Source organism: Leisingera sp. ANG-Vp (assembly GCF_000813725.1).
GTDB lineage: Bacteria > Pseudomonadota > Alphaproteobacteria > Rhodobacterales > Rhodobacteraceae > Leisingera.
Genome location: NZ_JWLD01000047.1, coordinates 1 through 26,235, shown reverse-complemented (window position 1 = coordinate 26,235; position 26,235 = coordinate 1). Strand labels below are relative to the sequence as shown.

22 protein-coding genes are annotated in these 26,235 nt (G+C 64.3%); 12 read left to right on the top strand and 10 right to left on the bottom strand.

Going from position 1 to position 26,235, the window contains the following annotated elements; genetic code table 11:
* Nucleotides 1-39: 39 nt before the first annotated feature.
* Complete coding sequence (locus tag RA20_RS15965) at nt 40-933, bottom strand: LysR substrate-binding domain-containing protein (RefSeq protein ID WP_193748856.1); 894 nt, start codon at nt 931-933, stop codon at nt 40-42.
* Nucleotides 934-1,036: 103 nt separating this feature from the next.
* Between RA20_RS15965 and leuB the strand changes: the two genes are divergently transcribed.
* The 8 genes from leuB (at nt 1,037) to RA20_RS15925 (ending at nt 12,082) form a co-directional block, all read left to right on the top strand.
* Nucleotides 1,037-2,125, top strand: a complete 1,089-nt coding sequence (gene leuB / locus RA20_RS15960; protein WP_039130883.1) for a 3-isopropylmalate dehydrogenase — start codon at nt 1,037-1,039, stop codon at nt 2,123-2,125.
* Nucleotides 2,122-3,804 carry a GMC family oxidoreductase gene (locus RA20_RS15955; RefSeq protein ID WP_039130881.1) on the top strand — a complete coding sequence of 561 codons (1,683 nt, stop codon included), beginning with the start codon at nt 2,122-2,124 and terminating at the stop codon, nt 3,802-3,804. The genes leuB and RA20_RS15955 overlap by 4 nt, the downstream gene beginning before the upstream one ends.
* Nucleotides 3,801-5,414: a 5-guanidino-2-oxopentanoate decarboxylase gene (locus RA20_RS15950; RefSeq protein ID WP_039130878.1), complete on the top strand. Its 1,614-nt coding sequence runs from the start codon at nt 3,801-3,803 to the stop codon at nt 5,412-5,414. Before RA20_RS15955 ends, RA20_RS15950 begins: the two co-directional genes overlap by 4 nt.
* Nucleotides 5,415-5,529: 115 nt before the next feature.
* Complete coding sequence (locus tag RA20_RS15945) at nt 5,530-7,014, top strand: aldehyde dehydrogenase (RefSeq protein WP_039130876.1); 1,485 nt, start codon at nt 5,530-5,532, stop codon at nt 7,012-7,014.
* Nucleotides 7,015-7,020: 6 nt separating this feature from the next.
* Nucleotides 7,021-8,064, top strand: coding sequence for an Ldh family oxidoreductase (locus tag RA20_RS15940; RefSeq protein ID WP_039130874.1), 1,044 nt, complete (start codon nt 7,021-7,023; stop codon nt 8,062-8,064).
* Between the two features lie 4 nt (nt 8,065-8,068).
* The gene (locus RA20_RS15935; protein ID WP_039130871.1) at nt 8,069-9,064 is read left to right on the top strand and encodes a sterol desaturase family protein; all 996 of its coding nucleotides are present in this window, start codon (nt 8,069-8,071) and stop codon (nt 9,062-9,064) included.
* Nucleotides 9,065-9,209: 145 nt separating this feature from the next.
* Nucleotides 9,210-10,541, top strand: a complete 1,332-nt coding sequence (locus RA20_RS24715) for an MmgE/PrpD family protein (protein WP_052249030.1) — start codon at nt 9,210-9,212, stop codon at nt 10,539-10,541.
* Nucleotides 10,538-12,082: a trimethylamine methyltransferase family protein gene (locus RA20_RS15925; RefSeq protein ID WP_039130869.1), complete on the top strand. Its 1,545-nt coding sequence runs from the start codon at nt 10,538-10,540 to the stop codon at nt 12,080-12,082. The genes RA20_RS24715 and RA20_RS15925 overlap by 4 nt, the downstream gene beginning before the upstream one ends.
* A gap of 112 nt (nt 12,083-12,194) precedes the next feature.
* Here RA20_RS15925 and RA20_RS15920 read toward each other — a convergent pair whose 3' ends face one another.
* From RA20_RS15920 to RA20_RS15880, 9 genes are all read right to left on the bottom strand, one after another.
* Nucleotides 12,195-13,469: an aspartate aminotransferase family protein gene (locus RA20_RS15920; RefSeq protein ID WP_039130866.1), complete on the bottom strand. Its 1,275-nt coding sequence runs from the start codon at nt 13,467-13,469 to the stop codon at nt 12,195-12,197.
* A gap of 66 nt (nt 13,470-13,535) precedes the next feature.
* Nucleotides 13,536-14,639, bottom strand: a complete 1,104-nt coding sequence (locus tag RA20_RS15915; RefSeq protein ID WP_039130864.1) for a mandelate racemase/muconate lactonizing enzyme family protein — start codon at nt 14,637-14,639, stop codon at nt 13,536-13,538.
* On the bottom strand, nt 14,636-15,265 hold the full coding sequence (locus tag RA20_RS15910) for a dimethylsulfonioproprionate lyase family protein (protein ID WP_193748855.1): 630 nt from the start codon (nt 15,263-15,265) through the stop codon (nt 14,636-14,638). Before RA20_RS15910 ends, RA20_RS15915 begins: the two co-directional genes overlap by 4 nt.
* On the bottom strand, nt 15,246-16,355 hold the full coding sequence (locus tag RA20_RS15905) for a mandelate racemase/muconate lactonizing enzyme family protein (RefSeq protein ID WP_039130862.1): 1,110 nt from the start codon (nt 16,353-16,355) through the stop codon (nt 15,246-15,248). Before RA20_RS15905 ends, RA20_RS15910 begins: the two co-directional genes overlap by 20 nt.
* Nucleotides 16,352-16,636 (bottom strand): cupin domain-containing protein, encoded by a 285-nt coding sequence (locus RA20_RS15900; protein ID WP_039130859.1) that lies wholly within the window; start codon nt 16,634-16,636, stop codon nt 16,352-16,354. Before RA20_RS15900 ends, RA20_RS15905 begins: the two co-directional genes overlap by 4 nt.
* Nucleotides 16,637-16,723: 87 nt before the next feature.
* Nucleotides 16,724-17,836 (bottom strand): mandelate racemase/muconate lactonizing enzyme family protein, encoded by a 1,113-nt coding sequence (locus RA20_RS15895; RefSeq protein WP_039130857.1) that lies wholly within the window; start codon nt 17,834-17,836, stop codon nt 16,724-16,726.
* A 16-nt stretch (nt 17,837-17,852) separates the two neighbouring features.
* A complete protein-coding gene (locus tag RA20_RS15890) occupies nt 17,853-18,461 on the bottom strand; it encodes a dimethylsulfonioproprionate lyase family protein (protein WP_039130855.1) in 609 nt (202 codons plus the stop codon).
* Nucleotides 18,458-19,555, bottom strand: a complete 1,098-nt coding sequence (locus tag RA20_RS15885) for an alcohol dehydrogenase family protein (RefSeq protein WP_039130852.1) — start codon at nt 19,553-19,555, stop codon at nt 18,458-18,460. The genes RA20_RS15890 and RA20_RS15885 overlap by 4 nt, the downstream gene beginning before the upstream one ends.
* 104 nt (nt 19,556-19,659) lie before the next feature.
* Entirely contained in the window at nt 19,660-22,119 is a 2,460-nt protein-coding gene (locus RA20_RS15880; RefSeq protein ID WP_039130849.1) for an FAD-dependent oxidoreductase, read from the bottom strand.
* Between the two features lie 71 nt (nt 22,120-22,190).
* Here RA20_RS15880 and RA20_RS15875 point away from each other — a divergent pair, with 71 nt between their 5' ends.
* From RA20_RS15875 to RA20_RS15860, 4 genes are read left to right on the top strand one after another with little or no spacing between them, the layout of a single operon-like run.
* A complete protein-coding gene (locus tag RA20_RS15875) occupies nt 22,191-23,078 on the top strand; it encodes a MurR/RpiR family transcriptional regulator (RefSeq protein WP_039130847.1) in 888 nt (295 codons plus the stop codon).
* Nucleotides 23,075-24,175 (top strand): aromatic ring-hydroxylating oxygenase subunit alpha, encoded by a 1,101-nt coding sequence (locus RA20_RS15870; RefSeq protein WP_039130844.1) that lies wholly within the window; start codon nt 23,075-23,077, stop codon nt 24,173-24,175. Before RA20_RS15875 ends, RA20_RS15870 begins: the two co-directional genes overlap by 4 nt.
* Nucleotides 24,176-24,181: 6 nt before the next feature.
* Nucleotides 24,182-25,636: an aldehyde dehydrogenase family protein gene (locus tag RA20_RS15865; RefSeq protein WP_039130842.1), complete on the top strand. Its 1,455-nt coding sequence runs from the start codon at nt 24,182-24,184 to the stop codon at nt 25,634-25,636.
* A gap of 14 nt (nt 25,637-25,650) precedes the next feature.
* Nucleotides 25,651-26,034: a carboxymuconolactone decarboxylase family protein gene (locus tag RA20_RS15860; RefSeq protein WP_039130840.1), complete on the top strand. Its 384-nt coding sequence runs from the start codon at nt 25,651-25,653 to the stop codon at nt 26,032-26,034.
* The last annotated feature ends 201 nt before the right edge of the window (nt 26,035-26,235 follow it).

Here is a 26,235-nt window from a genome sequence, read left to right as displayed (position 1 = left end):
GTCTGGGAAGACAGGAGGGCGGGCCGCCGTCCCGCTTTCCTACGGACCGGCGGCTCCGCCGGAAATCCACTGGAGGAATTCTTCCGCTTCCCTGCGCCCCTCGGCGCGGGGGGTGACCGAGCAGAAATAGCCGCGCCCGGAGTTGTGGCTGTGGCTGCAAGCCAGCGCCAGCGAGCCTGCCTCGATCATCCGCTCCACCAGATGCCGCCAGCCGATCCCGACGCCATTGCCGTTCTGGATCGCGTGCAGATAGACCATAAAGCTGTTGAACCGCTCGAACTCCTGCGGCTCCGGCGGCACCAGCCCGCTGTCGTGGAAAAAGCGCTTCCAATCGCCGGCATGCTCTGCGCTGGACATGTGCAGGAGCTTCTCCTGGGCCAGCGCTTCCAGCGCCAGCGGTGCCCGGCTGCCTAGGTAATCTGGGGCGCAGATTGCCAGCATCTCTTCCTCGACAATGCGCCGCGCTGTCATGCCGGGCGGACCGTCGCTGCCAAATGTCACCACGATATCGCTTTGGCCGGGATCGAAATCCGGGTTCTGATCGCGGGTCACAACCTGCACCCTGATATCCGGATGCATGCTTTGAAATTCCCCAAGCCGCGGCAGCAGGTAGTAGCTGGTAAAGCCGATGGCGGCGTTGACGACCAGCGCTTGCGTTTGCCGCATGGCCCGCACTTCCCTGAGGCCGGCTCTCAGCGCATCGAACCCGTTGGCTGCGGCTTTCAGCAGGGCTTCTCCTTCTGCTGTCAGCGTCAGCCGCGGCTTTGTGCGCAGAAACAGCGCCGCGCCCAGATATTCTTCCAATGCTGCCACCTGACGGCTGACGGCGGGCTGCTGCACATTCAACTCCTGCGCGGCACGGGAAAACCCAAGGTTCCGTGCCGCGGCCTCAAAGGCGGCTATCTGGTGGAACGGGATAGGGTCGCGAGCCATAATCATTCCTTTGATGAATGAAGATCATTCACTTTTTCCTTCTTTTTAGAATTCCGCAAGCCCGTAGAGTGAATGTTGGAGACAATGACGCGGAGCCTGCGGCATGGCAGTCAGCATTCTTGCATTGGGCGGAGACGGCATCGGGCCGGAGGTCCTGGAAGCAGGTCTGGCCGTCACCAAAGCGGTCGCCAATCAGAACGGCATTGCCCTGAACATCACCGAGGACCTGCTGCACGGTGCCGCTTGGGAAGCGCGTGGGACTTTCTGCACGGATCAGACACTTGCCAAAGCCAAAGCTGCCGATGCGATCCTGGTGGGGGCTGTCGGTGGGCCGAAATGGGACAATATCCGTGTCGGGGGCGGCCCGGAAATGCAGGACGGTTTGATGCGCCTGCGGTTTGAACTGCAAAGCTTCGCAGGCCTGCGCCCGGCACGCTTCTGGGCGCCGCTGGCGGACCGCACGCCCTTCCGTCCGGGGCTGGCAGAAGGCGCCGATATCATGGTCCTGCGAGAGATGTGCGGCGGCGTGATGTTTGATCAGCCCCGCGGCCAGTCCGAGCGGGGCGGCCTGCGCTACGGCTATGACACGGCCGGCTATGACGAGGGCGAGCTGCGCCGGATCATGCAGGCGGGTTTCGAACTGGCGCTTCAGCGCAAGGGGCGGATGGTGTCGGCCGACAAGGCCAATGTGATGGAAAGCTACAAGCTGTGGCGGCAAATAGCAGATGAGGTCTCAGCCGAGTACCCGGACGTGGAACTGGCCCATTTCTATGCCGACAACTGCGCCTATCAGATGGCGCGGGACCCAAAAGCCTTTGACCTGGTGGTGGGCTGCAACCTGATCGGCGATTTCCTCAGCGATCTGGCGGCAATTGTCTCCGGTGGCCTGGGCATGCTGCCATCCGCCTGCCTCTGCGGCGTGCCGGCGGCAGGGCAGACCTGCAAAGGCATCTACGAGCCGGTGCATGGCTCTGCCCCGGATATCGCGGGGCAGGGGGTGGCCAACCCCTTTGGCATGATCCTGAGCGTGGCAATGATGTTCCGCTATTCCCTCGGCCGCCCGGATTTAGAGGTGCAGATCGAACAGGCCGTCGAACGCGTGCTGGCCTCCGGCACCGGCACGCCGGACATTGGCGGCAGCGCTTCCACATCGGACGTGACCAGCGCCGTGCTGCGGGAACTGGCGGTGTGAGTCCGGAGTTCGATTATATCATCGCAGGCGGCGGCTCGGCCGGCTGCGTGCTGGCGGCGCGGCTGTGTGAGAACCCGAAGCTGAAGGTGCTGCTGGTTGAGGCCGGCGGCCCGGGCAAGTCGATCTTTGCCCGGATGCCCGCAGGCGTGGGCATGATCCACTCAAACCCGAAATACGACTGGTGCTACATGAGCACCCCGCAGGCGGCGCTTGGAGGGCGCCAGCTTTACTACCCGCGCGGCAAGGGGCTGGGCGGCTCGTCGCTGATGAACGGCATGATCTATATCCGCGGCAATGCCGGCGACTATGACCGCTGGCGGCAGAAAGGGCTCACTGGCTGGTCCTACGGTGATGTGCTGCCCTATTACCGCCGCGCTGCCGGAGCCGCGCACCGCGCGGGCGAAGCGCATCACGGTACCAAGGGTCCGCTGAAGATCACCCCGGCCGGCAATTACGACCGCATCAACCAGGTGTTTGTCGAGGCCTGCCATCAGGCGGGCGCGCCGCTGAACCCGGATTTCAACGGCGCCAGTCAGGCAGGCACCGGGCGAATGGACGTAAAGACCTCAGGCGGTGTCCGCCAATCCACCGCCGAGGCCTATCTGACGCCGCACCCGAAAAACCTGACAGTGCTGACCGGCACCCCGGTGCTGAAAGTCCTGACAGAGGGCCGCCGTGCCACCGGCATTCTCACCGGCCAGGGTAAGTTCCATGCTCGCGGCGAAGTGATCCTCAGCCTCGGGGCCTTTGAAAGCCCGAAGCTCTTGATGCTGTCAGGCATCGGCCCCGGCGCGCATCTGCAGGAGCACGGCATCCAGGTGGTGAATGATCTGCCGGGCGTCGGCCAGTCGCTCTTGGATCACCCCAACATGCCGGTGCAGTTCGGTCTCACCGACCCCAGCCTGTCGATGGCCCGCTTCCAGCGCCTCGACAAGGCGGCGCTGATGGGGGCGCAATGGCTGCTGACCAAGTCCGGCCCCGCGGCGTCGCCGTTCTGGGCCTCGGTCCTGTTTCACTCTATCCGCGATAGGGATATGCCGGAATTGGAGGTCTTCTTCACACCGATGGTGGTGCGCGAGGACTCCGCTGCTGGCGCCAAGGGCTTTTCGCTTCAGACCTTCAACCACTTGGGCAAGGCGATGATCGCCCGCGGCAAGATTGCCGGGCCCGGGCTGCAGTTCGACGTCAACCTGCTGCGCCCCCGCAGCAGCGGCACCGTTACGCTGGCCTCACCCGGCCCGCTGCAGCCGCCGCGCATCGACGCGGGCTATTTCAGTGACGAAAGCGATTTCCTCGATCTGATTGAAGGTATCAAACACACGCGCAAAGTGGTGCGGCAAAAGGCATTCCAGGGGCTGGCAGATGAAGAACTCAGCCCTGGCGCAGCCAAACAATCAGACGCAGACTTGCGCCAGTCGATCCGCGGTCTGGTCACCACCGGCCACCACCCGGCCTGCACCGCCCGTATCGGGGCAGACAGCGACCCCGGCGCCGTGCTGGACTTGGATTTCCGGGTGCGCGGCATGGAGGGTCTGCGTGTGGTGGACGCCGCTGCCCTGCCGGACATGGTCAGTGGCAATATCGGGGCACCTGTGATCATGCTGGCAGAACGGGCGGCCGACATGATCCTCGGGCGCCCCCAGCTGTCAGCAGATGATCCAAGGGAGACAGCAGCATGAGCATGACATGCGGTGAAGCCACCATGCGCCTTTTAGCGCAGTACGGCGTGACAACGGTGTTCGGCATACCGGGCGTGCATACGCTGGACATGTGCCGCGGGCTGACCGGCGGCGGCAACTCCGGTGCTATCCGCCACGTGCAGGCCCGCAACGAGCAGGGGGCGGGCTTCATGGCCGAAGGCTGGGCGCGGGCGACGGGCGAGGCCGGGGTCGCGGTGGTGATCTCAGGCCCCGGTGTCACCAATGCCTCCACCGCCGTCGGGCAGTGCTATGCCGACAGCCTGCCGATGCTGCTGATCTCGGCGGAGCCCGACAGCAAGACCATCGGCAAAGGCTGGGGGGTGCTGCATGAGGTGACAGAGCAGAAGAAGGTGACAGAGCCTTTGACCGCACTCTCTGCCACTGCCATGCGCGCCTCGGATGTGCCGGAATTGCTGGCACAGGCGTTTTCGATCTTCGCCAGCCGGCGCCCGCGGCCAGTTCACATCTCTCTGCCGCTGGACGTACAGGCCGAGATTGTTGAGGAAGAGTGGAAGCCGGTCCGCTTGCCAGCGCGCCCGGCACCGGCAGCGGGCCAGCTGCAGGCCGCGGCAGACAAGCTGAAGGCGGCCAAGCGCCCGGTGATCATGACTGGCGGCGGCGGCGTTGCGGCAGCTGCGGACCTGACAGCTATTGCCGAAACCCTGGGCGCGGTGGTGATTTCTTCGACTGCGGGTAAGGGTATTGTACCGGACGCGCACCCGCTGCACCTCACCGGCTCCACCGTCCGCAAGGAGGTCCGGGACTATCTGGCAACGGCGGATGCTATCCTCGCCGTTGGCACTGAGCTCGCGGAAACCGACAGTTTTGTCGAGCGGATGGAGATCAACGGCGGTCTGATCCGCGTTGACCTGGACCCGCATAAGATCAACGACTTCTACCCGGCTGCCCTCGGCATCATCGGTGATGCGGCACCGGCCATGGCAGAGCTTTCCGCATTGCTAGCGGGCCACGATGGCAGCGCGGTACGGGCAGAGGGCGAGGCTGCCGTTGCCCGTGTGCGCGAAGAGATCTTCTCCAATCTCTCCCCGTCCGAAGAAAAACACGTCAAGTTCCTGAAGCTCTTGCGCCGGGTTGCGCCGCCGGAGACGGTGTTCTCAGGCGACGCCTGCCAGGTGGTCTACACCGGCGCCTTTGCGTTTGACCTTCCTGCCCCCCGGCAATGGTTCTACCCGGCAGGTTTTTGTGCGCTGGGCAATGCGCTGCCGAACGGCATTGGCGCCAAGATGGCCCGGCCCGGCACGCCGGTTGCGGTGATGGCCGGGGATGGGGGCTTCATGTTCACAATGCCCGAACTGATGGCCGCCGCCGAAAGCGCCCTGCCTCTGCCAATCATCATCTGGGAAAACGGCGGGCTGAAGCAGATCCAGGACGATATGGATATCCGCGACATCCAGCGCGTTGGGGTGGAGGGGATCAACCCGGACTTCGTAGCGCTCGCCAAGGCTTGCCATTGCGAAGGGGTAAAACCCGCTTCCGCCAAAGAATTCGAAACCGCCTTTACGTCAGCGTTGAGCGCTGACCGCCCCACCGTAATTGTGGTGCGCGAGGACGCAGAATGGCTTGCCTGAATATCAAATGGCCCGTGCGTAGCGCGGGCAGCGCCCGACCCTCCCCGCGGGAGGGCGCTTTGCACCCACCCAGGGCCGGGCGAAGCCCTGTGTTGTACAATATGGAACACACGAAATGACCGACCTCCACACCTTTTCATTTTTCGCCAACAACAAATGGCAGGAACCCGCTTCCGGCCAGTATTTCGACAGCGAAAACCCCGCCACTGGCGAGGTCTGGGCCCGCGTTCCCGACTGCAGCGCTGCCGACGTCGGCCGTGCCGTGCAGGCCGCTAAAGCCGCCTATTACGATGGCCCCTGGGGTCGGATGCAGCCTGCCGAACGCGGCCGTGTGCTGCGCCGGATCGGCGATGTGATCAGCAGGCACGCCGATCGCCTGGGCGCTATCGAGACCCGCGATAACGGCAAGCTGCCAGCGGCCATCACCCCCGGCCTGAAGCCCGGCCAGTGGCAGGTCGACAGCTGGCATTACTACGCAGGCATGTGCGACAAATTCGAGGGCCGGGTGATCCCCGCCGAGGCGCCCAATATCCACAACTACCTGAAGTGGGAGCCCTTCGGCGTTGTCGCCCAGATCCTGCCCTGGAATTCGCCGCTGGGCACGCTGATCTGGAAGCTCGCGCCCTGTCTGGCCGCCGGCAATACCGTGGTGCTGAAACCCTCCGAGCAATCATCCTGTTCGACGCTGGAGCTGATGGATGTGCTCCTGGAGGCCGATCTGCCGCCGGGTGTTTTGAACGTTGTCACCGGCTTTGGCCCCACCACGGCGGGCCCGATGATCGAGCACCCGGACGTGCGCATGGTTTCCTTCACTGGCGGCACTGCAGGCGGGCGCGCTGCAGCGGCTGCAGCGGCCAAGCAAGTAAAACCCATCGTCATGGAGCTTGGCGGCAAGTCGCCCCAGATCGTGCTGGCAGATGCGGACATAGACCTGGCCGTCAATGGCGTTGCAGCAGGCATTTTCCCGGCAGGCGGCCAGTCCTGCATCTCCGGCTCGCGCCTTCTGGTGCATAAGTCCATCATCGGCGAGTTCACGGAACGGCTGGTTGAAGTCGTCAAAAAGGCGCGCGTCGGCGACCCCAATGATCCGACCACCCAGATCGGTCCAATGGCCAACCGCCCGCACTATGAAACAGTCCTGAAACGCATCGCGGCGGCAGAGGAAGCCGGACATAAACTGCTTCTCGATGGCCGTACTGCCTGCCGCGACAAAGGCTACTACATCGGCCCGACCATCTTCGCCGATGTGCCCAACACTGCTGACTTGGCCCAGAACGAGGTCTTCGGCCCTGTGGTCTCAACCGAGGCTTGGGACGATGAAGAGGACGCTATCCGCATCGCCAATGACACGATATTCGGCCTTGCTGCCGGCGTCTGGAGCCGCGATGTGGCCAAGGCGATGCGCATGGCCGACCGGATCGAGGCAGGCACTGTCTACATCAACAACTACTTCAATGCAGCCACACAGTCGCCCGTCGGAGGCTACAAGCAATCCGGCTACGGGCGCGAAAACGGCTGGGAGGGCATGCGCTGCTTCATGCAGACCAAGTCCGTGTGGCTGTCGACCGACCCGCACCAGCCGGACCCGTTTGCGGAGTAGCCTCGGATGCAAGTGCCTGCGTCGAAACTCACCCTGCAAGGCACCCGCACGATTGTAGCGGCGGCCGAGGCAGAGGCCCTGATCTTCCGCATCTTCCTGAAGCTGGGCTGCAGCGATCCGGTTTCCACGCAGGTTGCGCAGCACTTGGTCGACACCAGCCTCTGCGGCATGGAGAGCCACGGCATCATGCGGGTGCTTCAATATGCCGAGCAGATGCAGTCCGGCTATCTCGACCCCAAGGCCGAACCGCGAGCCTTCCAGGATACCCGTGGTGTGACAAGGGTCGAGGGCGGCGGCGGCATCGGCATCCCGGCGATGCAGCTGGCCTATGAAACCGGCATGCAGGAGGCGCGGGAGCGCGGGATCTCGGCGCTGTCGATCCGCCATGCGGGCCACACCGGCCGCCACGGCGCCTTTGCCGATATGGCGGCTGAGCAGGGTTTCCTCACCATCTGCATGGGCGGCGGCAACCGCGGGACATGGCGCCAGGTTGCCCCCTATGGCGGCGCTCGGGCCAAGCTGCCGACCAACCCATGGTGCGCGGGCATCCCGGGCGGCGCACAGGGGCCTGTTGTGCTGGATTTTGCCACCTCCAAGATTGCTGGCGGCTGGATTTATGCCGCCCAATCCGCAGGTGCGCTGCTGCCGAAAGGCTGCGTCATCGACCGAGACGGCATTCCGACCCGGGACCCCGAAGATTACTTCAACGGCGGCGCCATTCTGCCCGCCGGAGCCCAGAAGGGCTATGCGCTGGCGCTGGTGGCGGAATTGATCGGCGAGGCGATGCTCGGGCCCTCGACCACCGAGTGCAACTGGCTGCTGATCACCCTGGACGCCACCCGTTTCCGGGAGGCCCCGGCGATGCAGGCCGCTGCGGAAGAGGTGCTCGTTGATCTGCGCAGCTGCCCGCCCGCGCCGGGCTTTGACCGGGTCGAGATCCCCGGCGAGCGTGAACGCAACCATCGGGCTGCCGCAAACGGCCAAGCCGCAGTGCCCGAGGAAACATGGGCGCAAATACTGGCGCTCGCAGAGAACCTAGGTGTGGAGTGAGAACATGAAGGACACTGCAGGCGCACCTCAGGGCAGGAGCCGCACCTGGAACCACCACCCGGACTTGCCGATCCCTGTGTCCCCGATCTTCAGCTGGCCGCCGCGGCCCATTGCCTGGCTGAAATGGGTCGCTTCCTATTGGCTGGCGATCAGCTCGGTCACCGTCGAACTGGCTTTAGCTTGGGGGGTCTACGCCTGGTTCCAGCCTAGCTGGGAGACCATGCAAAGCCTCGCCCCGGGCTGGATCCTGCAGATCTGGCTGCGCAACCTGATCCTGCTGAGCCTGGTGGCGGGCGGGCTGCATCTCTGGTTCATCACTCTGAGAGGGCAGGGGCAGCAGCTGAAGTTCGACGCTCGCGGCCAGACCCGGGACAACGGCCACTTCACCTTTCGCAACCAGGTCTGGGACAACATGTTCTGGTCCATTGCCTCCAGCCTGACGTTCTGGACGATGTATGAGGTGCTCTATTTCTGGGCCGCGGCCAACGGCTATGCGCCGCAGATCGGATTTGCCGGGAACCCGGTCTGGTTCATCGCCTGGCTGGTAATCATCCCGATCTGGTCCAGCTTCCATTTCTACTGGGCGCACCGCCTTTTGCATTGGCCGCCGATGTACAAGCTGGCGCACGCGCTGCACCACCGCAACATCAACATCGGCCCCTGGGCCGGCATCTCGATGCACCCGGTCGAGGCCTTTCTCTATTTCTCGACGCTGCTGATCCACCTCATAGTGCCCTCGCACCCCGTGCACGTCCTGTTCCACTGTTATGTGAACGGCCTGAACCCCTGTGTTTCCCACTCCGGCTTCGAAGGCGTACTGGTCAAGGACAAGAACCGCTTCAACGCAGGCGACTTCTTTCACCAGCTGCATCACCGCTATTTCGAGTGCAACTACGGCACTGCCGAGATGCCCTGGGACGTGATCTTCGGCTCCTTCCACGATGGCAGCGAAGAGGCCACCCGTGCGACGCGTGAGCGCAAGAAGCAGATGTACACGTGAAAGGAGCAAGCCAGATGCACAGCGCTCCTGACATCCACCTAGGGCAGTGTCTGGCCGCGGGGGGGCGAGTAGCGCCCGCCCGGGGGGGCGGACGGACGCTGCCCGGCCTATCGGCCAGGCAGAACAATTGCAGTGGTTCTTTTGCATGACAATCCTGCCAGCCTTCGCCCGCTTTTCCGCCTCAGCCGAACCGCCTGAGGACCTGCTGCCCATAGTCTCCCGCGCCGTCGCCGACTGCTTCGGCTGCATCCTCGCGGGCACAAAAAGCGATGTCGCCAGGGCCGCACGAGTAGCCCTGCTGCCGGTCGGCGCAGGCCCCGCTCCGCTCTACGGCACACCTCAGACGGCCACGCCTGCCTATGCCGCACTGCTCAATGCGGTGTCCGGCCACGCCTATGACCTCGACGACTGGGAGGAGCCGGGCAACACCCACCCCACCATCGTGATCTTCCCGGCGCTGCTGGCGGTGGCGGAAATCGTCCCGCTTAGCGGCGCGCGGATGTTTGCTGCCTACTGCGTCGGGTTCGAGATGATCTGCCGCTTGGGCGAGGCGGTCACGCTGGATCACTACACCCGCGGCTTCCATTCAACTGCCACGCTCGGCACCATTGGAGCTACCGCGGCTTGCGCCCGCGCCCTGGGACTGACAGCGGAGCAAACGGCCCACGCCATGGCCATCGCAGTGTCGCAGGCCACCGGCTACACAACGCAATTCGGCTCCAGCGTGAAACCGCTGCAGGCGGGCTTTGCCGCCCGTGCCGCCTATGAGGCCGCACTGCTGGCCCGCGCCGGTGCCACCGGCAAGCCGCAGGTTCTGGACAGTTCCCGGGGGTTCAATGGGCTGATGGGGGCGGGCACATCGGAAACTTTTGCCACTGCCGCCTCCAAGCTCGGCTCCCCGTGGGCGCTGCAGGAATACGGGCTGCTGATCAAACCCTGGCCCTCCTGCAGTTATATCCACCGGCTGATGACCATCGCGCTGGAATTGCGCGGGCAGGCCCCGCACGCGAACATCAAAGAGGTCCGCGCCACCATGCCGGACTTTCACAAGGCGATCCTGCCCTTCGACCGCCCCGCGACGCAAACCGAAGCGCTGTTCTCGGTGCCCGCCTGCACAGCACAGGTGCTGGTGGCTGGAGACCTCACCATGGCCGACAGCGCCGTCGGCTTCTGGCAGCGCCCGGACGTGGCCCGGCTGATCGATGCCACCACAGTCACCACCGTCAAGCCGCTGAACCCGGCGCGGAACTATGACCCGGCCCAGCCCGACCGCCTGGAGCTGGTTTTGCGCAACGGGCGTGTCCTCTCGGGCACCTGCGGCTATCCGCTGGGCTCCCGTCAAACTCCGATGAGCGATGGGCAATACGCCGCCAAACACCACTCGATCACCAGCCGCCCTGCGGCAGAGTTCGACCGCCTGCTCGCCTGGACCGAAGCCCCCGACATTGCAGACCACTTCAGAAAGGCCCTGACATGACCCGCCAACGCCGCAGCGGCGGCCGCGCAGCCCGCCGATCCGAACGCGCCGGTGGCGCCGGCTCCGGCCCTTCAACCTCGATCTGGCCGGGCATCGAGGGCGGCCGTTTTGCGCCCTTCACCGCACGCGAGATCGAAATGGTCGGTGAAACCGCCTTCCGCATCCTCGAAGAGATCGGCGTCAAAGGCGCCACCCCGAAATGCATTGATACCGTTTGCAGCGCCGGTGGTTCGCTGACCGAAGACGGACGCTTGCTGATGCCCTCCGGTCTGGTTGAAAACACCCTGAAGATCGCGGGCCGCGGCTTCAAACTGCACGGGCAGAAGGCGGAGTACGACCTCGACCCTTCCGGCACCCGCATCCACCTGGGCACTTCTGGCGCCGCGGTGCATATCGTCGACAGCCTGACCGGCGAAATCCGCGACAGCACCCTGCAGGATCTCTACGACATGGCCCGCCTGGCCGAGGCGCTGCCCAACATCCACATGTTCCAGCGCACGGTGGTGGCGCGCGATCTCACCGACCCGTTTGAGATGGACCTCAACACCGCCTATGCCTGTCTTGCAGGTACTGCCAAGCCGGTGGGTGGCTCCTTCACCTCGGAAGAGAACATGGAGGCCGCGGTGCAGATGATGCAGATGGTCGCAGGCGGCCCGGAGGCTCTGCGGGCGCGGCCGCCGTTTTGCGTCTCTACCTGTTTTATTGTGCCGCCGCTGACCTTCGCCGAGGAGGCGTTGGGCGTGATCGAATGCGCGGCCCGCCATGGCATCCCGCTGAAGCTGGTCTCGGCAGGGCAGGCGGGTGCCACCAGCCCGGCACCATTGGCCGGGGCGGTTGCTCAGCAAACTGCCGAAGTCCTCGCCGGGCTGGTCTACGTGAACCTCCTGAACCCCGGCCACCCGGCCACCTTCGGCGCGCTGCCTTTTGTCAGCGACCTGCGCACCGGCGCCATGTCAGGCGGCAGCGCCGAGCAGGGGCTTCTGATGGCCGCCTGCGCCCAGATGGCGCAGCACTACGATATCCCCTGCGCGGTTTCGGCGGGCATGACCGACGCCAAGATGCCGGATTTCCAGGCAGGCTACGAGAAAGGCATCACCGAGCTGCTGTCTGCCCTTTCCGGCGCCAATCTGATCTATGAGGCAGCGGGTATGTACGGCTCTCTGCTGGGCTGCTCGCTGGAAAGTTTTGTGCTGGACAACGACATGATCGGCTCAATCATGCGCGCCACCCGCGGGTTTGAGGTCAGCGAAGAGACGCTGTCGCTGGAGGTAATCCGCGATGTCTGCGTTGGCGGGGCTGGGCACTTTCTGGGCCATGCACAGACGCTGAACCGGATGGAGAGCGACTATTACTACCCGCCGCTCGCCGACCGCCGCACCCCGCAGGAATGGGCGGCGTCACCGGACAAGGATCTGCTGGAGAAGGCCCGCGTCCGCACGCAAGAGCTGCTGGCCGCACCGCTGCCAAGCCACATTCCGGCAGAGATCGACGCTGAGATCCGCAAGCGGTTTCCGATTCACGTGCAACAGCGGGCTATTTGACCAGGTTACAAAGATGTACCGCCCGGCTGATAGGCCGGGCAGCGCCCGTCCGCCCCCATGGGCGGGCGCTACGCTTCCGCCCGCGGACGCGCGCTGCCCTCACGGGTTTACATCAATCCAGCGCCATTGCCGCCTTGCGGATCGCCGCTTCAGTCTGCTCCAGGTCCTCTTCTGTCAGCGCCAGGCTGGGATAGGTCTTGCCCGGCGACTTGAAGAGGCCTTCCTCGCGCAGCACCGCGTTATAGCGTTTGGTCCGCTCGGCATTGCCCGCCTGTGTATCGCGGTAGTCGCGAACCTTGGCATCGGTAAAGACCACCTCGAACAGCGCAGGCTCGCCGACGATCTGGAACGGCACCCCGGCCTCTTCCAGTGCAGCACTTGTGGCTTGCATCAGCCGCTGGCCGGTGCCGTTCAGCCGGTCATAGACGCCCTCGCGGCGCAGCACTTCCATGGTCTTGAGGCCGGCCACCGCCGCCACCGGATTGCCCGACAGGGTGCCCAGCTGCATCAGCCAGCCCTCGGCGCCAACCTGCGCTTTGTCGAAATGCTGCATGATATCTGCACGCCCGACGATGGCCGCCAGGGGGAAGCCGCCGCCGATCACCTTGCCCAGTGTCGCCAGGTCCGGGGTGACACTATACAGCTCCTGCCCGCCGCCATAGGTGGAGCGGAAACCGGTCACCACTTCGTCAAAGATCAAGAGGCTGCCGTGTTTCTGTGTCTCCTCGCGCAGCAGATCAAGGAAACCCGGAAGCGGCGGTACAATGCGCTGCAGCGGCTCGGCGATGATGGCGGCGATCTCGGATCCGTGTTCCGCCATCAGCTGCTTGATGTACTCAAAGTCGTTGAACGGCGCCACCAGCACTTCGGCTGCGACAGACGGAGGGATACCCGCGCTGTCCGGCACCGCCTGCGGGAAATTCACCCGCACCGAAGGCGCCAGGCTCATCTGCGCCTCGGCCGACATGCCGTGATAACCGCCCTCGAATTTGACGATCTTGGTGCGACCGGTGAATGCCCGCGCCAGCCGGATCGCATACATATCCGCCTCGCCGCCGGTCGACACATAGCGCAGCTGCTCACCGCAGGGCACAGCGCGGCAGATCTCCTCGGCCAGCTCAATCCCGCGGGCGTTGCTGGCAAAGAAAGTCATGCCCTTAGGCAGCTGCTCCAGCACCGCCTCCATCACCTCCGGGTGGCCATGGCCCAGCATCATCGGCCCGGAGCCGATCAGATAGTCGATGTATTCCTTGCCGTTTTCATCCCACACGCGCGAGCCCTTGCCCTCGCGGATGACGATACCGGGGTCGAAGTTGCCAAAGCCGCCGGCGGGCAGCACCGCGCGGGCGCGTTCGGTCCATTCAGCCTGGGAGAGGATCTTTTCCATGTCTTCAGTTCCTGTTGAGGGCGGGGTTGCCCATTGTTAGGAGAATTTTGACCAGAAAGTCAAAAATTAATCGATCACAGCTGCGGGAGCACCAAGCCCCCCGCGGTCCGGGCGCACGCCGAGGCCGGGGCCTTCGGGCGGGGCGATGCGGCCATTGCGCCGCTCCGGTCCGGCCGGGTCCAGTCTGGGACTGACGTAGGAAGAGAGGTCGCAAACATTCATCACGGCCAAGGGCTCGGTGGAGGCGCCCAGATGCAGCAGCGCCGCGGTGGTGATGTCAGAGCCCCAAGTGTCCTCGATGCACATCTTGGCGCCCAGATGCAGGCACAGATCCCGCGCCCGGCGCGAGGCCGAAAGCCCGCCGAATTTCGACAGTTTGATGGCCACAGCATCCATCACTCCGGCGGCATGGCCTGCCAGCAGCGATGCGGTGTCAAAAGCGTTTTCATCCATCTTCATCGGCAGCCCGCAGGCCGCGCGCACCCGGGCGCAATCTTCGATGGTGGCGCAGGGCTGCTCCAGCATGATGTCGAGATCGGCGACAGCCCGGCCCACGCGCGAGGCATCCAGCGAGGTGGCGCCGCAGTTCCAGTCGCCATAGACCAGCGGCCCGTCACCCACCGCCTCGCGCACCATCCGCAGCCGGGCCGCATCGGCCTGCCAGTCCCGGTCTGCGCCCAGCTTCACCTGGAACTGGGTGATGCCGGTCGCCTGCGCCTCCTTGGCGATGCGGGCCATTTCCTCGGGCGCGACGCAGGTGATTGAGTGATAGAGCGGCATATCCGCCTGCCGCTGCCCGCCCAGCAGCGCATGCAGGGGCAGCCTGGCAGCCTGCGCGGTCAGATCCCACAGAGCAATGTCGATGGCGGACTTTGCATAGGGGTGGCCTTGCAGCCAGGCATCCAGCTTGGCCATCAGGGCTTCAGGTCCAACCGGATCGGCCCCCAGCAGCACAGGTGCCATCTCCTCGACCGCAGGCACCACGCCGCGGGCATAGGCGGGCAGGTAATGCGGGATCGGGCAGACCTCGCCCCAGCCGGTCAGACCGGTGTCGGTATCCAGCGCCAGCACCACGCTTTCGACCGTGTCGCAAGTCTTGCCCTCGGCCATGTAATAGGCGGTGTGGCTGGTCAGCGGCACGTGCCACAGGGAGATCCGGGTGATTTTCATGTGCGTGTTCCCAAGTCGGATTTCTTCAAAAGGTCTTCTCCGCGCCAGAAGGCAGCCGCCAGCAGCGGGCCGGGCACCATGCCGATGGCGTGCTTCTGGTGCGGTGCGTGGTGGATGGTGTCTCCAGGCCCGGCATCGCGTGCGGGGCGGCCTTCGGAATGGAACCGGGCCTGACCTGCGAGGATCAGATAGGTCTCCTCGGGCGCGTGCGAGTGCTCGTCGTAGTGCTGGCCTGCGCCCCAGTAGCCGATGGATAGGCGCATCTCATGGCTTTGGTAGAGCCCTTCGGGAGAGATCAGGTTGACCCAGCCGTAATTGTCCAGCCACGCGCGGGAGAAACCATCGGCCTCGGTATATGTCTGCTGCCAGTGCAAGCTGGGGATCGCATCAATAAGCGCCTCCACGGCATCCTGCGTCGAACTGGAGGGAGCCGGACCGTTCTGCGTCTCGTTTTGGCGCAGGGCGCTGATCTTACCGCAGACCGGTAGGCGGCGCGGGGCAATGTCCAGCCGCGGCAGGCCCTGCATCCGCGCGGCAAACCAGTCCAGACCTTCGGTCCGGGCTGCCAGCCCCGTCAGTTCCTGCAGCAGCCGCGCCGGCATCGCCTCAGCCTCCGTAAACCGCAACCGGATCTCCCAGCGCGCCGTCCTCAGGCGTAACGCCAAGGCCGGGCAGGGAGGGCGGCACCGCGACGCCTGCGTCATTGCGGGCGCCCTGACCGGGGACCGGGTCCGCGTCCAGGTGGTAGTGGCACAGCCAGCTTGCCAGCCGGTTCGCCTCCGGTGTCGAGGCTGCCAGATGGATCGCTGCGGTATCGGCAAGGGCCGAGCCGCCCAGATCCTCGATATGCATTTGCCAGCCGACGGAAACGCCAAAGTCACGGATCTGCCGCGCGCGCGTCAGCCCGCCGACGCGGTTGGGCTTCACCTTCACGCCCTCGCAGGCACCGCGCTTCCAGGCCTCCAGATGGTCGGCGAACGTATGCATGCATTCATCCAGCATGATCGGGTTGGAGACGCGGGCGGCCACATGGGCGCATTGGTCCAGCGTCTCGCAGGGCTGCTCCACCCAGTCACGCGCCTTGACCGAGTTCAGCACTTCCACCGCCACGCCGGGCTGCCAGGCGCGGTTCACGTCAAAGGTTACCTTGTGGCCCTTGGGCAGGCCTTCGGAAATCGCCTCGATCCGGTCGATGTCGAGGCCGATATCTGTGCCGCCCACTTTGGCCGAATGCACGGTGTAGCCCTTTTGCGCAGCCCGTCCGATCAGCGCCAGCATCTCTTCAGGGGTGCCGGTGGAGATGGACGAGTTGACCAGCACCGGCGCGGCCTCCGCCCCGCCCAAGAGCTGCCATAGCGGCAGGCCGGAGGCTTTGCCGAGAATATCCCAGCAGGCCATGTCGATCGGCGATTTCACATATGGGTGCCCCGGAAGCTGCACATCCATCACCCGGTTCACATGGTCCAGACTGCGCGGATCGAGCCCAATAAGGGCTGGCGCCAGCGTTTCAATCCCTGCTCGGATCCCCGGCCCATGCGCAGGCAGGTAGGTATGCCCCCAGGGACAGCCTTCGCCCCACCCCGAGACGCCTTCATCGGTGTCGATGCGGACAAATGTGCTGTCGAGCTTCTCGAACTTCAGCCGTCCGCCCGACAGGTAGTAAGGTTCGGTCAGCGGCATATCGAGCTGATAGACGGTGATCCGGGTGATTTTCATTTCAGCTCCACTTCCACAAAACTCATGCGCGCATCCCCGGCGTTGATGACATTGTGCTCGACGCCCTCATCGCGGCGGTAGGCCGTGCCCGCGGGGACAGTGACCTCTTTGACTTCGCCGCCCGGCATCTCCAGCCGCATGCGGCAGTCGGTGACAGCGGTGATCACGTAGTCCATCGCATGTCTGTGCCAGCCGGTTTCGGCGCCGGGGGCAAAGTCGAAACGGGTCACACGGACGCGGTCGTCGTCGATCATCTGGGTGGCTTGGGCTGCGATGGTCATGGCAATTCTCCTGGTTGAATACCTGCCCAGCCTAGGCCCGCCCGCGGCTGGGGCCGCGAGCCAGACAGGGCAAGGGGATCAGGCCAGTCACCCGGCGTCTCCGAACTCCGCCACCGGCGCTCCGAGGCTTTCGAAATCGGGCGCCACCCCCAGACCCGGAGCGTCCGGAGCGTAGAGCTTGCCGTTTTCCGCGCGCGGGCCGCCGATGCCGGTGGAACGGGTGTTGTAGTTCATCAGGTCGGTGGTGTTGTGCAGGTATTCCTCGGGCGTGGTTGCCGCGAAATGCGCCAGCGCGGCGCTGCAGATCTCGCCGCCCCAGGTGTCCTCGGCCACCACCGGCAAGCGGTTCTCGACCAGGTAGTCGCGCACCCGGCAGGCCTTGGAGATGCCGCCGAGGTTGGAGATCTTGAGGCAGACCAGATCGGCACCGTGATCGGCGACGATGCGCTGGGCGGCCTGCATGCCGGTCACGCACTCATCCAGTTTCATCGGCAGGTCGGTGCGCATCCGCACCTGCTGGCATTCCTCGTAAGTACGGCAAGGCTGCTCAAGGATGTAGTCCAGATCCTTGGTGGCCCGCGCCACCCGCAGCGCGTTGTCGACCCGCCAGCCCTGGTTGGCATCGGCCATCGCCTTTTCACCCGGCTTCAGCAGCGGCACGGTGGAGCGGATGCGGTCGATATCGGCCGCCCAGTCGCCGCCGACCTTGACCTGGAACTGGCGGTAGCCCTGCGCCCGGTAACCGTCCATTTCCGCAATGGTTTCCTCGGTGCCCTTCTGCGGCGCGACCCGGTACATTGGTGCGCCATCGGTCAGCTTGCCGCCCCACAGCCGCCACAGCGGTGCGTCCAGAGATTGCCCCAGAATGTCCCAGCAGGCGGCGTCGAACGGGCCCTTGGCATAGCCGTGCCCCTGCACCAGATGGTCCATGACCCGCTCGATCCGGGCGACGTCGCGCGGGTCTTCGCCGATCAGCGCTGGCGCCACCAGGCGGGCCAGGGCCGGCACGCCTTCGGAATGGGCAACCATGTAATTCTCGCCGCAGGGAGTGAACTCGCCGCAGCCCTGCAGGCCTGCGTCGGTGTCGATCACCACCACAGAGGCGGTGGCGGTTTCAATGGTGTTGCCTGCGCCCCAGACATAAGCACCGCCAACATAAGGCAAGCCGGTTTGAAAGACGCGGATACGGGTGATTTTCATGAGGTGCGCTCCTGTCTCAGCCCGGGGACATGGCGGGGTCATCCGCCAGCCCCTCGCCGCGCCAGAAGACGAAGCAGAGGATCGGATGCTCGTTGGTGATCATTGCATGGGGCTGGTTTGCCCCGTGCATCTTGGTGTCGCCCGGGGCCAGGCGGCGGACCTCCTCGCCTTTTGCCATGAAGTCGGCACTTCCGGAGAGGATGGTGTAGAGCTCCTCCGGCCCGTGCTGGTGCCAGGGATAATCCAGCCCCGGCCCCCAGTAGCCAATGGTCATCCGGGTCTGAAGAGAATGGAAATGGCCGGTGGGACCGACCAGTTCAAACCAGCCGAAGCGCTGCAGGAAGTCGTGGCCGACTTCCTCCTCGGTATAGGTGAGGCGCCATTCCGCGTGCGGCGCCAAAGCCATGATCGCCTGCTGCAGAGCGCGGACCTCGGCTTCGGCGGGGATGCCTTCGGCGGCAAAGCCCGGGTCGGATTGCACCAAGGCGGCGCCGGGGATCTGGCGGCTTTCGCGCCCGGCCCAGGTGATGTCATCGGGCCAGGGCTGGAACTCTGCCACGGCAGGCAGGGCGGCGTGATAGGCTTTGGCGGCTGCCAGCGCCTGATCGAATAGGTTTTTGCTCATGGGACTACCACAATGTTTCCGGTGTGCTTCTTTGCAATGAAAGCTTCCTGTGCCTGCGCCAGCTGTTCTAGCGGGAAAGCGGCAGCCAGGAGCGGTTTCAGCGCACCGCTTTCGATCATGCCCGCGACCCGGTGCATGGTGCCGGGCGGGCAGATGGTGGCGCCGGTGAGCTGCAGGTCCTTGTAGACCAGCTGGCGCAGGTCGAATTCAGCGAACTGGCCGGCAATGCAGCCCGAGGTCGAATAACGCCCGCCCTGCCGCAGCGCATTGATCAGCGGCATGAAGGTGGTGGCGCCAACCACATCCAGCGCGATGTCCACGGGGCCGCCAGCGGCCTCGCGGATGGCGGCCTCCAGATCAGGGGTGCTGCGGTCGATGACTGTTGCCGCACCCAGTTGATAAAGCAGATCCGCCTTGCTGGTGGAGGCCACCGCAATCACCCGGCAGCCGCGCAAACGGCACAGTTGGATCGCTGCCGATCCCACACCGCCGGAAGCGCCGGTGATCACCACTGTTTCGCCCGGCCGCGGCGCGGTGCGCTGCACCAGGTTTTCGGCAGTGGTATAGGCGCAGGGGAAGGTGGCCAGCTCTGCGTCGCTTAAGCTAGAGGTAATTTTGATCGCATTGGCGCTGCGGACCTTGGTGTATTCAGCAAAGCCGCCATCGCATTCGGAGCCGAAATAGGCGGAGGTTTCCGGGTTCAGCCAATCGCCATGGCCCAGCAGCCAAGGGTCGATCAGCACCCGCTCGCCAATTCTGGCCGGGTCGGCGTTCTCGCCCACGGCCACAATGGTGCCTGCCACATCGGCCCCTTGGATGCGGGGAAAGGTGATCTCGCCTGCACCCCAGGAGCTGTCCTGATCGTCGGTGCTTTCAAATCCGCCTTCGGCGCCATCGCCCAGGGCATCGGTATTCGCCTTGGAGTACCAGGCTGTCCGCGTGTTGATATCGGTGTTGTTGAGCCCGCAGGCGCCGACCTTCACCAGCACCTCGCCCTTGTCCGGCTGCGGCGTGGCGGTGTCGCGGTAGTCGAGCTTGTCGAGGCCGCCGTGGCCGGTCAGAAGCACGGCTTTCATGGTTGCAGGCAGGGTCATGTCGCGCGGGTGTCCTGTTGGTTGCGGGGGAGGGGGGCGCTGCCCCCCGCCTTCGGCTCCCCCCGGAGTATTTTTGCAAAGAAGAAGAGGGGAGCCGGGTTTGCTTATTCCGCCGGGGCGAGGGCTGCGTCGGTGCGGGGCAGCAGGCTTTCGGGATCGTAGGCGGGCGCGCCCAGGATCCGGCCTTTGCGGGGGCTGCCTGCAACGATCACTTCGATTTCTGTTCCCGGCACATTGGCGTGCGGTTTCACATAGGCGAAGGCCAGGATCTTGCCGACGGTATGGCCATAGGCAACCGAGGCGGTGGAGCCGACGACCTGACCCTCCAGCAGGATGGCCTCGCCGCCGTGGCCGTCTTCCACGCCGTCCGGTTCGATCTCCAGATAGGCGCAGACCCAGGGCTTTTCCGCATCGTTCAGCGTCTTGTCCTTGCCCAGGTAGTTCTTGTCGGTACGGGCAAAGCGCAGCACATCCGCCTCGGCCAGGGTGACCTCGTTGGTGAGCTCGCCTGCGCCTTTGAAGCCTTTTTCCATCCGCATCGCGTTCATCGCAAAGGAGCCGTAGTCGGCAATGCCATGCGCCTCGCCAGCGGCCCACAGTGCGTCATAGACCGCCAGGGTGCTGCCGCGCGGGATGTGCAGCTCCCAGCCAAGCTCGCCTGCATAAGACATGCGGAAGGCCCAGAGTGTGTGGCCTGCAACCTCGATCTGCTGCGCGGTCAGCCATTTGAAGCCGGCGTTGGTCAGATCCGCATCGGTGCAGGCGGCCAGGACCTCACGGGCTTTCGGGCCATTGAGAGCAAGGGCGGCCCAGTCGGTGGAAAGCGTTGTGATCTCCACCTCCTCGCCCGCGAGGTTCTGGTTCAGGTGGTCCAGCAGCCGCTGTTCAAAGAAGGCCGCGCAGACCAGATAGTAGCTGTCGTCTGCCAGCTTCACCACGGTGGTTTCCAGCTCAATCCGGCCGCGGCGGTTCAGCATGTGGGTGAGGGCGATGCCGCCGGTTTTTTGCGGCAAGCGGTTGGCGGTCAGCCGGTCCAGCAGGGCCGCTGCGCCGGGGCCTGAGACTTCAACCTTGGTGAAGGCGGAGATGTCCATGATGCCGACGCCTTCACGCACGGCCTTGCACTCCAGCCCAACCATGTCGTGCACTTCATTGCGGCGGAAGGAATAGTGGTCCTGCTGCGCAACGCCGTTCTTTGCAAACCAGCGCGGGCGCTCGTGGCCGTAGACCTCCTCGTAGACCGCGCCTTTTTCCTTTAGCCGTTCATAGAGCGGCGATGGTTTGATGGGGCGGCCCGCCAGGCGGTTGAAATGCGGGAAGGGGATCTCGTGGCGCAGCTTGTAGTCCTCATGCGCCTTGGTCACCTGCCAGTCTTTGGTGGCGTAGGAGCCGAAGCGGCGCGGATCGTATTCGCGCATGGAGATGTCCGCGGAGCCGTGCACCATCCAGCGCGCCAGCTCGCGGGTAAGGCCCGGGCCCCAGCCGATGCCGATCTGGGTGCCGCAGCAGCACCAGTAGTTCCTGACGCCCGGCGCCGGGCCGATCAGCGGGTTGCCATCCGGCGGATGCGAAATCGCGCCATGCACTTCGCGCTGGATGCCGAGGTCTGCAAAGATCGGCATCCGGTTCAGGCTTTCCTCCAGCCACGGCATCACCCGGTCGTAATCGGCATCAAACAGCCAGTTCTCGTATTCCCAGGGGCAGTGGTCATGCCAGACCGAATTGGAGCCTTCCTTCTCGTAGATGCCGATCAGGCCGCGCTTCTGCTCCATGCGGATGTAGCCGGAGACCTTCTTGTCGTCGCGGATGACGGGGAGTTCCTTGTCCAGCGCTTCAAACTCCGGCACCGGTTCGGTCACGAAATAGTGGTGGGTCATCGAGGTCATCGGCAGCTGCAGCCCGGACCATTCGCCCATCTGGCGGGCATAGGTGCCGCCGGCGTTGACCACGTGCTCGCAGCGGATGGTGCCTTTCTCTGACGCGACGATCCACTCGCCGTTGTCGGCCTGGGTGATGTTGGTGGCGCGGCAGTGGCGGATGATGCGGGCACCCTTCTGGCGGGCGCCTGCGGCCATGGCCATGGTGACGTTGGTCGGGTCCACGTGGCCGTCGTCGGGGGTGTAAAGCGCACCCAGAACCCCTTCGAGATTATAGAAGGGGTGCAGCTCGGCGACCTTCTCGGGCCCGACCAGCTCGATGTTGAAGCCCAGCGAACGGCCCACTGACAGGGTGTGGCGCAGCCAGTCCATCTCGTCTTCGGTATAGGCCAGGCGGAACGAGCCGCAGCCGTGCCAGGTCACCGCCTGGCCGGTCTCTTCCTCCAGTTTCCCGGAGTAGAGGCCGATGTTGTAGTCGACGCATTTGCCGAGGCCAAAGGAACTGGTGGAATGGGTGATCTGCCCCGCTGCGTGCCAGGTCGAGCCGGAGGTCAGTTCGGATTTCTCCAGGAGAACCACCTCCGGGCCCCAGCCCTCATGCGCCAGGTGATAGGCCAGGCCCACCCCCATCACGCCGCCGCCCACGATGACCACTTTGGCCTGTGCCGGGAATTCTTTGTCAGCCATTTCGCCGTTCCTGATTGCAGAGTCGCTTTTCTGCTCGACAGGCTAATTCCATATTTGTACCATCGTCAATCATGAATGGCACAAATGTATCATCGACTGTTTTGGAGCGCCTCACGGAAGAGTGGGATGCGCTGACTCCTGAGGCACAGAAGGCAGCCCGCTATGTGCTGGAAAACCCTGCGGATGTTGGGGTTTCCACTGTGCGCGAGATTGCCGAAGCTGCGAATGTGAAGCCCAACACCTTTGTCCGCATGGCGCGGCAGGTGGGCTTTGACGGCTACGAGGATTTCCGCGCCCCGTTCCGCGAGGCGATTCGCAAAGGCGGGGTGTCGTTCCCCGACCGGGCGCGCTGGCTGCAGGATATTTCCAGGTCCGGCGAGCTGGGCGGGCTCTATGCCGATATGGCCGCCGCCGCGATGCGCAATATCGAGGAGACCTTTGCAGGCATCGATGCACAGGTGCTGGAGGCCGCGGCCCATGCGATCTGGAACTCCCGGCAGGTCTTTACGCTTGGGGTGGGGGTGAACAACGCCAATGCCCGCAACTTCACCTATCTTGCCTCCACCGGCATGAAGCAATTCCACGCCATCCCGCGGCCCGGTTCCACGGCGATTGACGATCTCGCCTGGGCGGACAGCCAGGATGTGCTCATTGCTATGACCTGCAAGCCCTACCGGGCCGAGGTGATCGAGGCGATTAAAATAGCGCGCGAACAAGGGGTTACTATCGTCGGCATTTCCGACAGCCCCGCCAGTCCCGTGATCCTCAATGCGGACCACGGGTTCACCGTCGCGGTGGATACACCGCAATTCTTCCCCTCATCCGTCTCGATGATCGCCCTCTTGGAAACTTTGCTCTCCTTCGTGATTGCCGTCTCCAGCGAGGAAATTGTCGAGCGGGTCGAGAAATTCCACAAACGCAGGCACCAGCTGGGCCTTTATGCGGAGGAACCTGAATGAACGCCCCTCTGACCCATTCTCTTGACGCCAGGTACTACACGGACCCAGTTGTCTTTGAGGCCGAGCGGAAAGGTCTTTTGGCCCGCAGCTGGCAATTTGCCGGCCACGCCAGCCAGCTTGAAAACACTGGCGACTATTTCGCTTTTGAACTGGCAGGCGAAAGCCTGTTCAGCATCAAGGGGCGCGATGGCGAGATCCGCACCTTCTATAATGTCTGCCAGCACCGCGCCCACCAGCTGGTCTCGGGCGAGGGAACCACGCGGGTCGTGGTATGCCCGTACCATGCCTGGACCTATGAGCTGACGGGCGAGCTTCGCGCCGGGCCGAACATCAAAGCGGTGCAGGGCTTTGACAAATCCAAGATCTGCCTGACCGAGGTCCGCACCGAGGTGTTTCTGGGCTTCATCTTTGTGAACCTCGACCCCGAGGCCAAGCCGATGGATGAGTGGTTCCCCAATGTCCGCAGCGAGCTGGAAAGCTTTGTGCCAAACTGGGGTGATCTGAAACCGCTGGAATGGGTCGAGATCCCCGAGAACTGCAACTGGAAGGTATCAGTCGAAAACTACTCCGAATGCTACCACTGCAGCCTGAACCATCCGACGTTTTCCACCGGGGTAATCAAGCCGGAAACCTATGACATCCAGCCCCAGGGCTTCTGCCTGCGCCACACCACCGAGTGCAATTCCCTGGAGCAGATGACCTATGATATCAATTCGGGGTTTGAGAATAACGAGAAGTACTCCAGCTGGTTCCTCTGGCCGATGTTCTCGTTCCAGGTTTACCCGGGCAACTTGCTGAACACCTACCACTGGCGCGCAGTGGATGCCGACCATGTTGTGGTCTGGCGCGGCTGGTACTCGATCGGCGGCGAGGACAATGAAACCGTGCGCAAAATGGCAGTGCAGGACCGGGCCACCACGGTTGAGGAAGACATCCATCTGGTGGAATCCGTCCAGCGCGGCCTCAAGAGCCGCGGCTATGTTCCCGGGCCCCTGGTGGTAGATCCCTCTTGCGGAGTGAACTCGGAACATTCAATCCTGCATCTCCAGAAGTGGATGCGTGAAGCGGCAGACCACGATCTCGCAGCAGGGAACTAACGGACTATGACACAGCTTGATGCCGAATGGCTGAACTACATCGATGGCGCCTGGGTGCCCGGCGGGGCAGGGTGGATTGATGTCACCAACCCGGCCAATGGCGAGGTTCTGGCCCGCCATGCGCTGGCCGACGCCGCGGACGTGGACCGCGCGGTGCAGGCGGCCCGCCGCCTGCATCTGTCCGGCGAACTCTCGGCGCTGCGCCCGATTGCCCGCGGCCGCATGGTGCAGGCGATGGGCCGCTACCTGCTCGACAACATCGACGAGATCGCCCGCGTTCTGACCCTGGAGCAGGGCAAGCCGCTGTGGGAGTCCCGGATCGAGATCGAAGGCGCCGCCCTTTATTTCGAATACTACGGCAACCAGGCCAGCACCGTCGAAGGCCGCTCGATCCCGCTGGGCGGCGGTTACTTCGACTGGACCGAGAATGAGCCGATGGGCGTCTCTGCCCAAATCATCCCCTGGAACTACCCGGTGGAGATGACCGCGCGCTCACTGTCGGCAGCACTTGCCACCGGCAACGCCTGCGTGATCAAGACGCCCGAGCTTACCCCGCTGACCAACGCCTGGCTCGCTCGCGCAGCCGAGGCTGCCGGTTTCCCGTCCGGTGCGGTGAATATCCTGTGCGGCTATGGCCATGAAGCGGGGGCGGCTTTGTCCGGCCATCCGCAGGTGAACCAGATCGTCTTCACCGGCTCGGTGCCCACCGGCATCCGCATCGCCACTGCGGCGGCGCAGAATGTTGTTCCTTGCGTGCTCGAACTCGGCGGCAAATCCGCCGCCATCGTGCATGAGGACGCCGACCTAGAAGCGTTCGAGAATGACATCCGCTGGGGCATCTACTTCAACGCGGGCCAGGTCTGCAGCGCCATGAGCCGCGTCATCGTGCACGAAAGCCGTCACGACGAACTGGTCGAGCGTGCGGTGAGCGTAGCCCAAAGCCTCAGCGTTGGTGCCGGCATCGACCGCCCTGAATTCGGCGCCAACATGGGCGCCATGGTCTCCATGCCCCAGCGCGACCGTGCATTGGGCATCGTCCAGCAGGCCCAGGCTGACGGCGCCACCATCGCCGCCGGCGGCACGCCTGTCGGCAACGCAGGCGCTTTCCTGGCTCCGACCATCGTGTCCGGAATCACCCCGAACGACTCCATCGCCAGCGAGGAAATCTTCGGTCCCGTTCTGTCGGTGCTCAAGTTCCAGTCCGATGTCGAGGCGATCGAGATCGCCAACAGCACCGAATACGGCCTTGTCGGCGGCGTCTTCACCCGCGACCTCGACCGCGCCACCCAATCGGCCCGCCGGATCCGCGCAGGCCAGGTCTTCGTGAACGAATGGTATGCCGGCGGCGTCGAAACCCCCTTTGGCGGATTCGGCAAATCGGGCTACGGCCGCGAAAAAGGCCGCGAGGCGCTGTGGAACTATGTGCAGACCAAGAACATCGCCATGAAATTGAAGAGCTGACCTGAGAGGCTGAGATGAGCACATTTGACGAAGACCTGTTCCTGAAAGGTCTGGAACAGCGCAAGGGCACCCTGGGTGCCGAATATGTCGAGAAGAACCTGGCTGCGGCGGATGACTTCACCCGGCCCTTTCAGGAAGCCATGACCGCCTGGTGCTGGGGGTTCGGCTGGGGCGACGATGTGATCGACGCCAAAACCCGCTCGATGATGAACCTTTCGATGATCGGTGCGCTTGGCAAAATGCATGAGTGGGAGATCCATTGCCGCGGCGCCATCAGCAACGGCGTCACCAAGGAGGAGATCCGCGCCATCATCCATGTGGTCGGCATCTACTGCGGCGTGCCCCAGGCGCTGGAATGCTTCCGGGTCGCCCGCAAGGTTCTGGAAGAGCAGGGCTGACAGCCATTAGTGACGACCTTTCCAGAGCGGGCCTTTTGGCCCGCTCTTTTTGTTTGGCTCCTTTGGTGGGGCGGGATTGGGGGTGTTCGAGGGATTGTGTCTGCGATTCACCGGTCCGTTTTTGCGATTCATGAGTTTTGTTCTGTGGATAATCGGGTCGAGTCTGTGGGTAAGTGGCCCGGGTGCGGGGTTTGCGGCGGG

Coding starts and splice junctions, on each gene's coding strand:
- RA20_RS15905 (WP_039130862.1), bottom strand. CDS start 16,355: ATGAAAATCACCCGGATCACCGTCTATCAGCTCGATATGCCGCTGACC.
- RA20_RS15915 (WP_039130864.1), bottom strand. CDS start 14,639: ATGAAAATCACCCGGATCTCCCTGTGGCACGTGCCGCTGACCAGCCAC.
- RA20_RS15885 (WP_039130852.1), bottom strand. CDS start 19,555: ATGACCCTGCCTGCAACCATGAAAGCCGTGCTTCTGACCGGCCACGGC.
- RA20_RS15860 (WP_039130840.1), top strand. CDS start 25,651: ATGAGCACATTTGACGAAGACCTGTTCCTGAAAGGTCTGGAACAGCGC.
- RA20_RS15950 (WP_039130878.1), top strand. CDS start 3,801: ATGAGCATGACATGCGGTGAAGCCACCATGCGCCTTTTAGCGCAGTAC.
- RA20_RS15965 (WP_193748856.1), bottom strand. CDS start 933: ATGGCTCGCGACCCTATCCCGTTCCACCAGATAGCCGCCTTTGAGGCC.
- RA20_RS15945 (WP_039130876.1), top strand. CDS start 5,530: ATGACCGACCTCCACACCTTTTCATTTTTCGCCAACAACAAATGGCAG.
- RA20_RS15880 (WP_039130849.1), bottom strand. CDS start 22,119: ATGGCTGACAAAGAATTCCCGGCACAGGCCAAAGTGGTCATCGTGGGC.
- RA20_RS24715 (WP_052249030.1), top strand. CDS start 9,210: ATGACAATCCTGCCAGCCTTCGCCCGCTTTTCCGCCTCAGCCGAACCG.
- RA20_RS15900 (WP_039130859.1), bottom strand. CDS start 16,636: ATGACCATCGCAGCCCAAGCCACCCAGATGATCGACGACGACCGCGTC.
- RA20_RS15920 (WP_039130866.1), bottom strand. CDS start 13,469: ATGGAAAAGATCCTCTCCCAGGCTGAATGGACCGAACGCGCCCGCGCG.
- leuB (WP_039130883.1), top strand. CDS start 1,037: ATGGCAGTCAGCATTCTTGCATTGGGCGGAGACGGCATCGGGCCGGAG.
- RA20_RS15935 (WP_039130871.1), top strand. CDS start 8,069: ATGAAGGACACTGCAGGCGCACCTCAGGGCAGGAGCCGCACCTGGAAC.
- RA20_RS15895 (WP_039130857.1), bottom strand. CDS start 17,836: ATGAAAATCACCCGTATCCGCGTCTTTCAAACCGGCTTGCCTTATGTT.
- RA20_RS15875 (WP_039130847.1), top strand. CDS start 22,191: ATGAATGGCACAAATGTATCATCGACTGTTTTGGAGCGCCTCACGGAA.
- RA20_RS15940 (WP_039130874.1), top strand. CDS start 7,021: ATGCAAGTGCCTGCGTCGAAACTCACCCTGCAAGGCACCCGCACGATT.
- RA20_RS15865 (WP_039130842.1), top strand. CDS start 24,182: ATGACACAGCTTGATGCCGAATGGCTGAACTACATCGATGGCGCCTGG.
- RA20_RS15870 (WP_039130844.1), top strand. CDS start 23,075: ATGAACGCCCCTCTGACCCATTCTCTTGACGCCAGGTACTACACGGAC.
- RA20_RS15890 (WP_039130855.1), bottom strand. CDS start 18,461: ATGAGCAAAAACCTATTCGATCAGGCGCTGGCAGCCGCCAAAGCCTAT.
- RA20_RS15925 (WP_039130869.1), top strand. CDS start 10,538: ATGACCCGCCAACGCCGCAGCGGCGGCCGCGCAGCCCGCCGATCCGAA.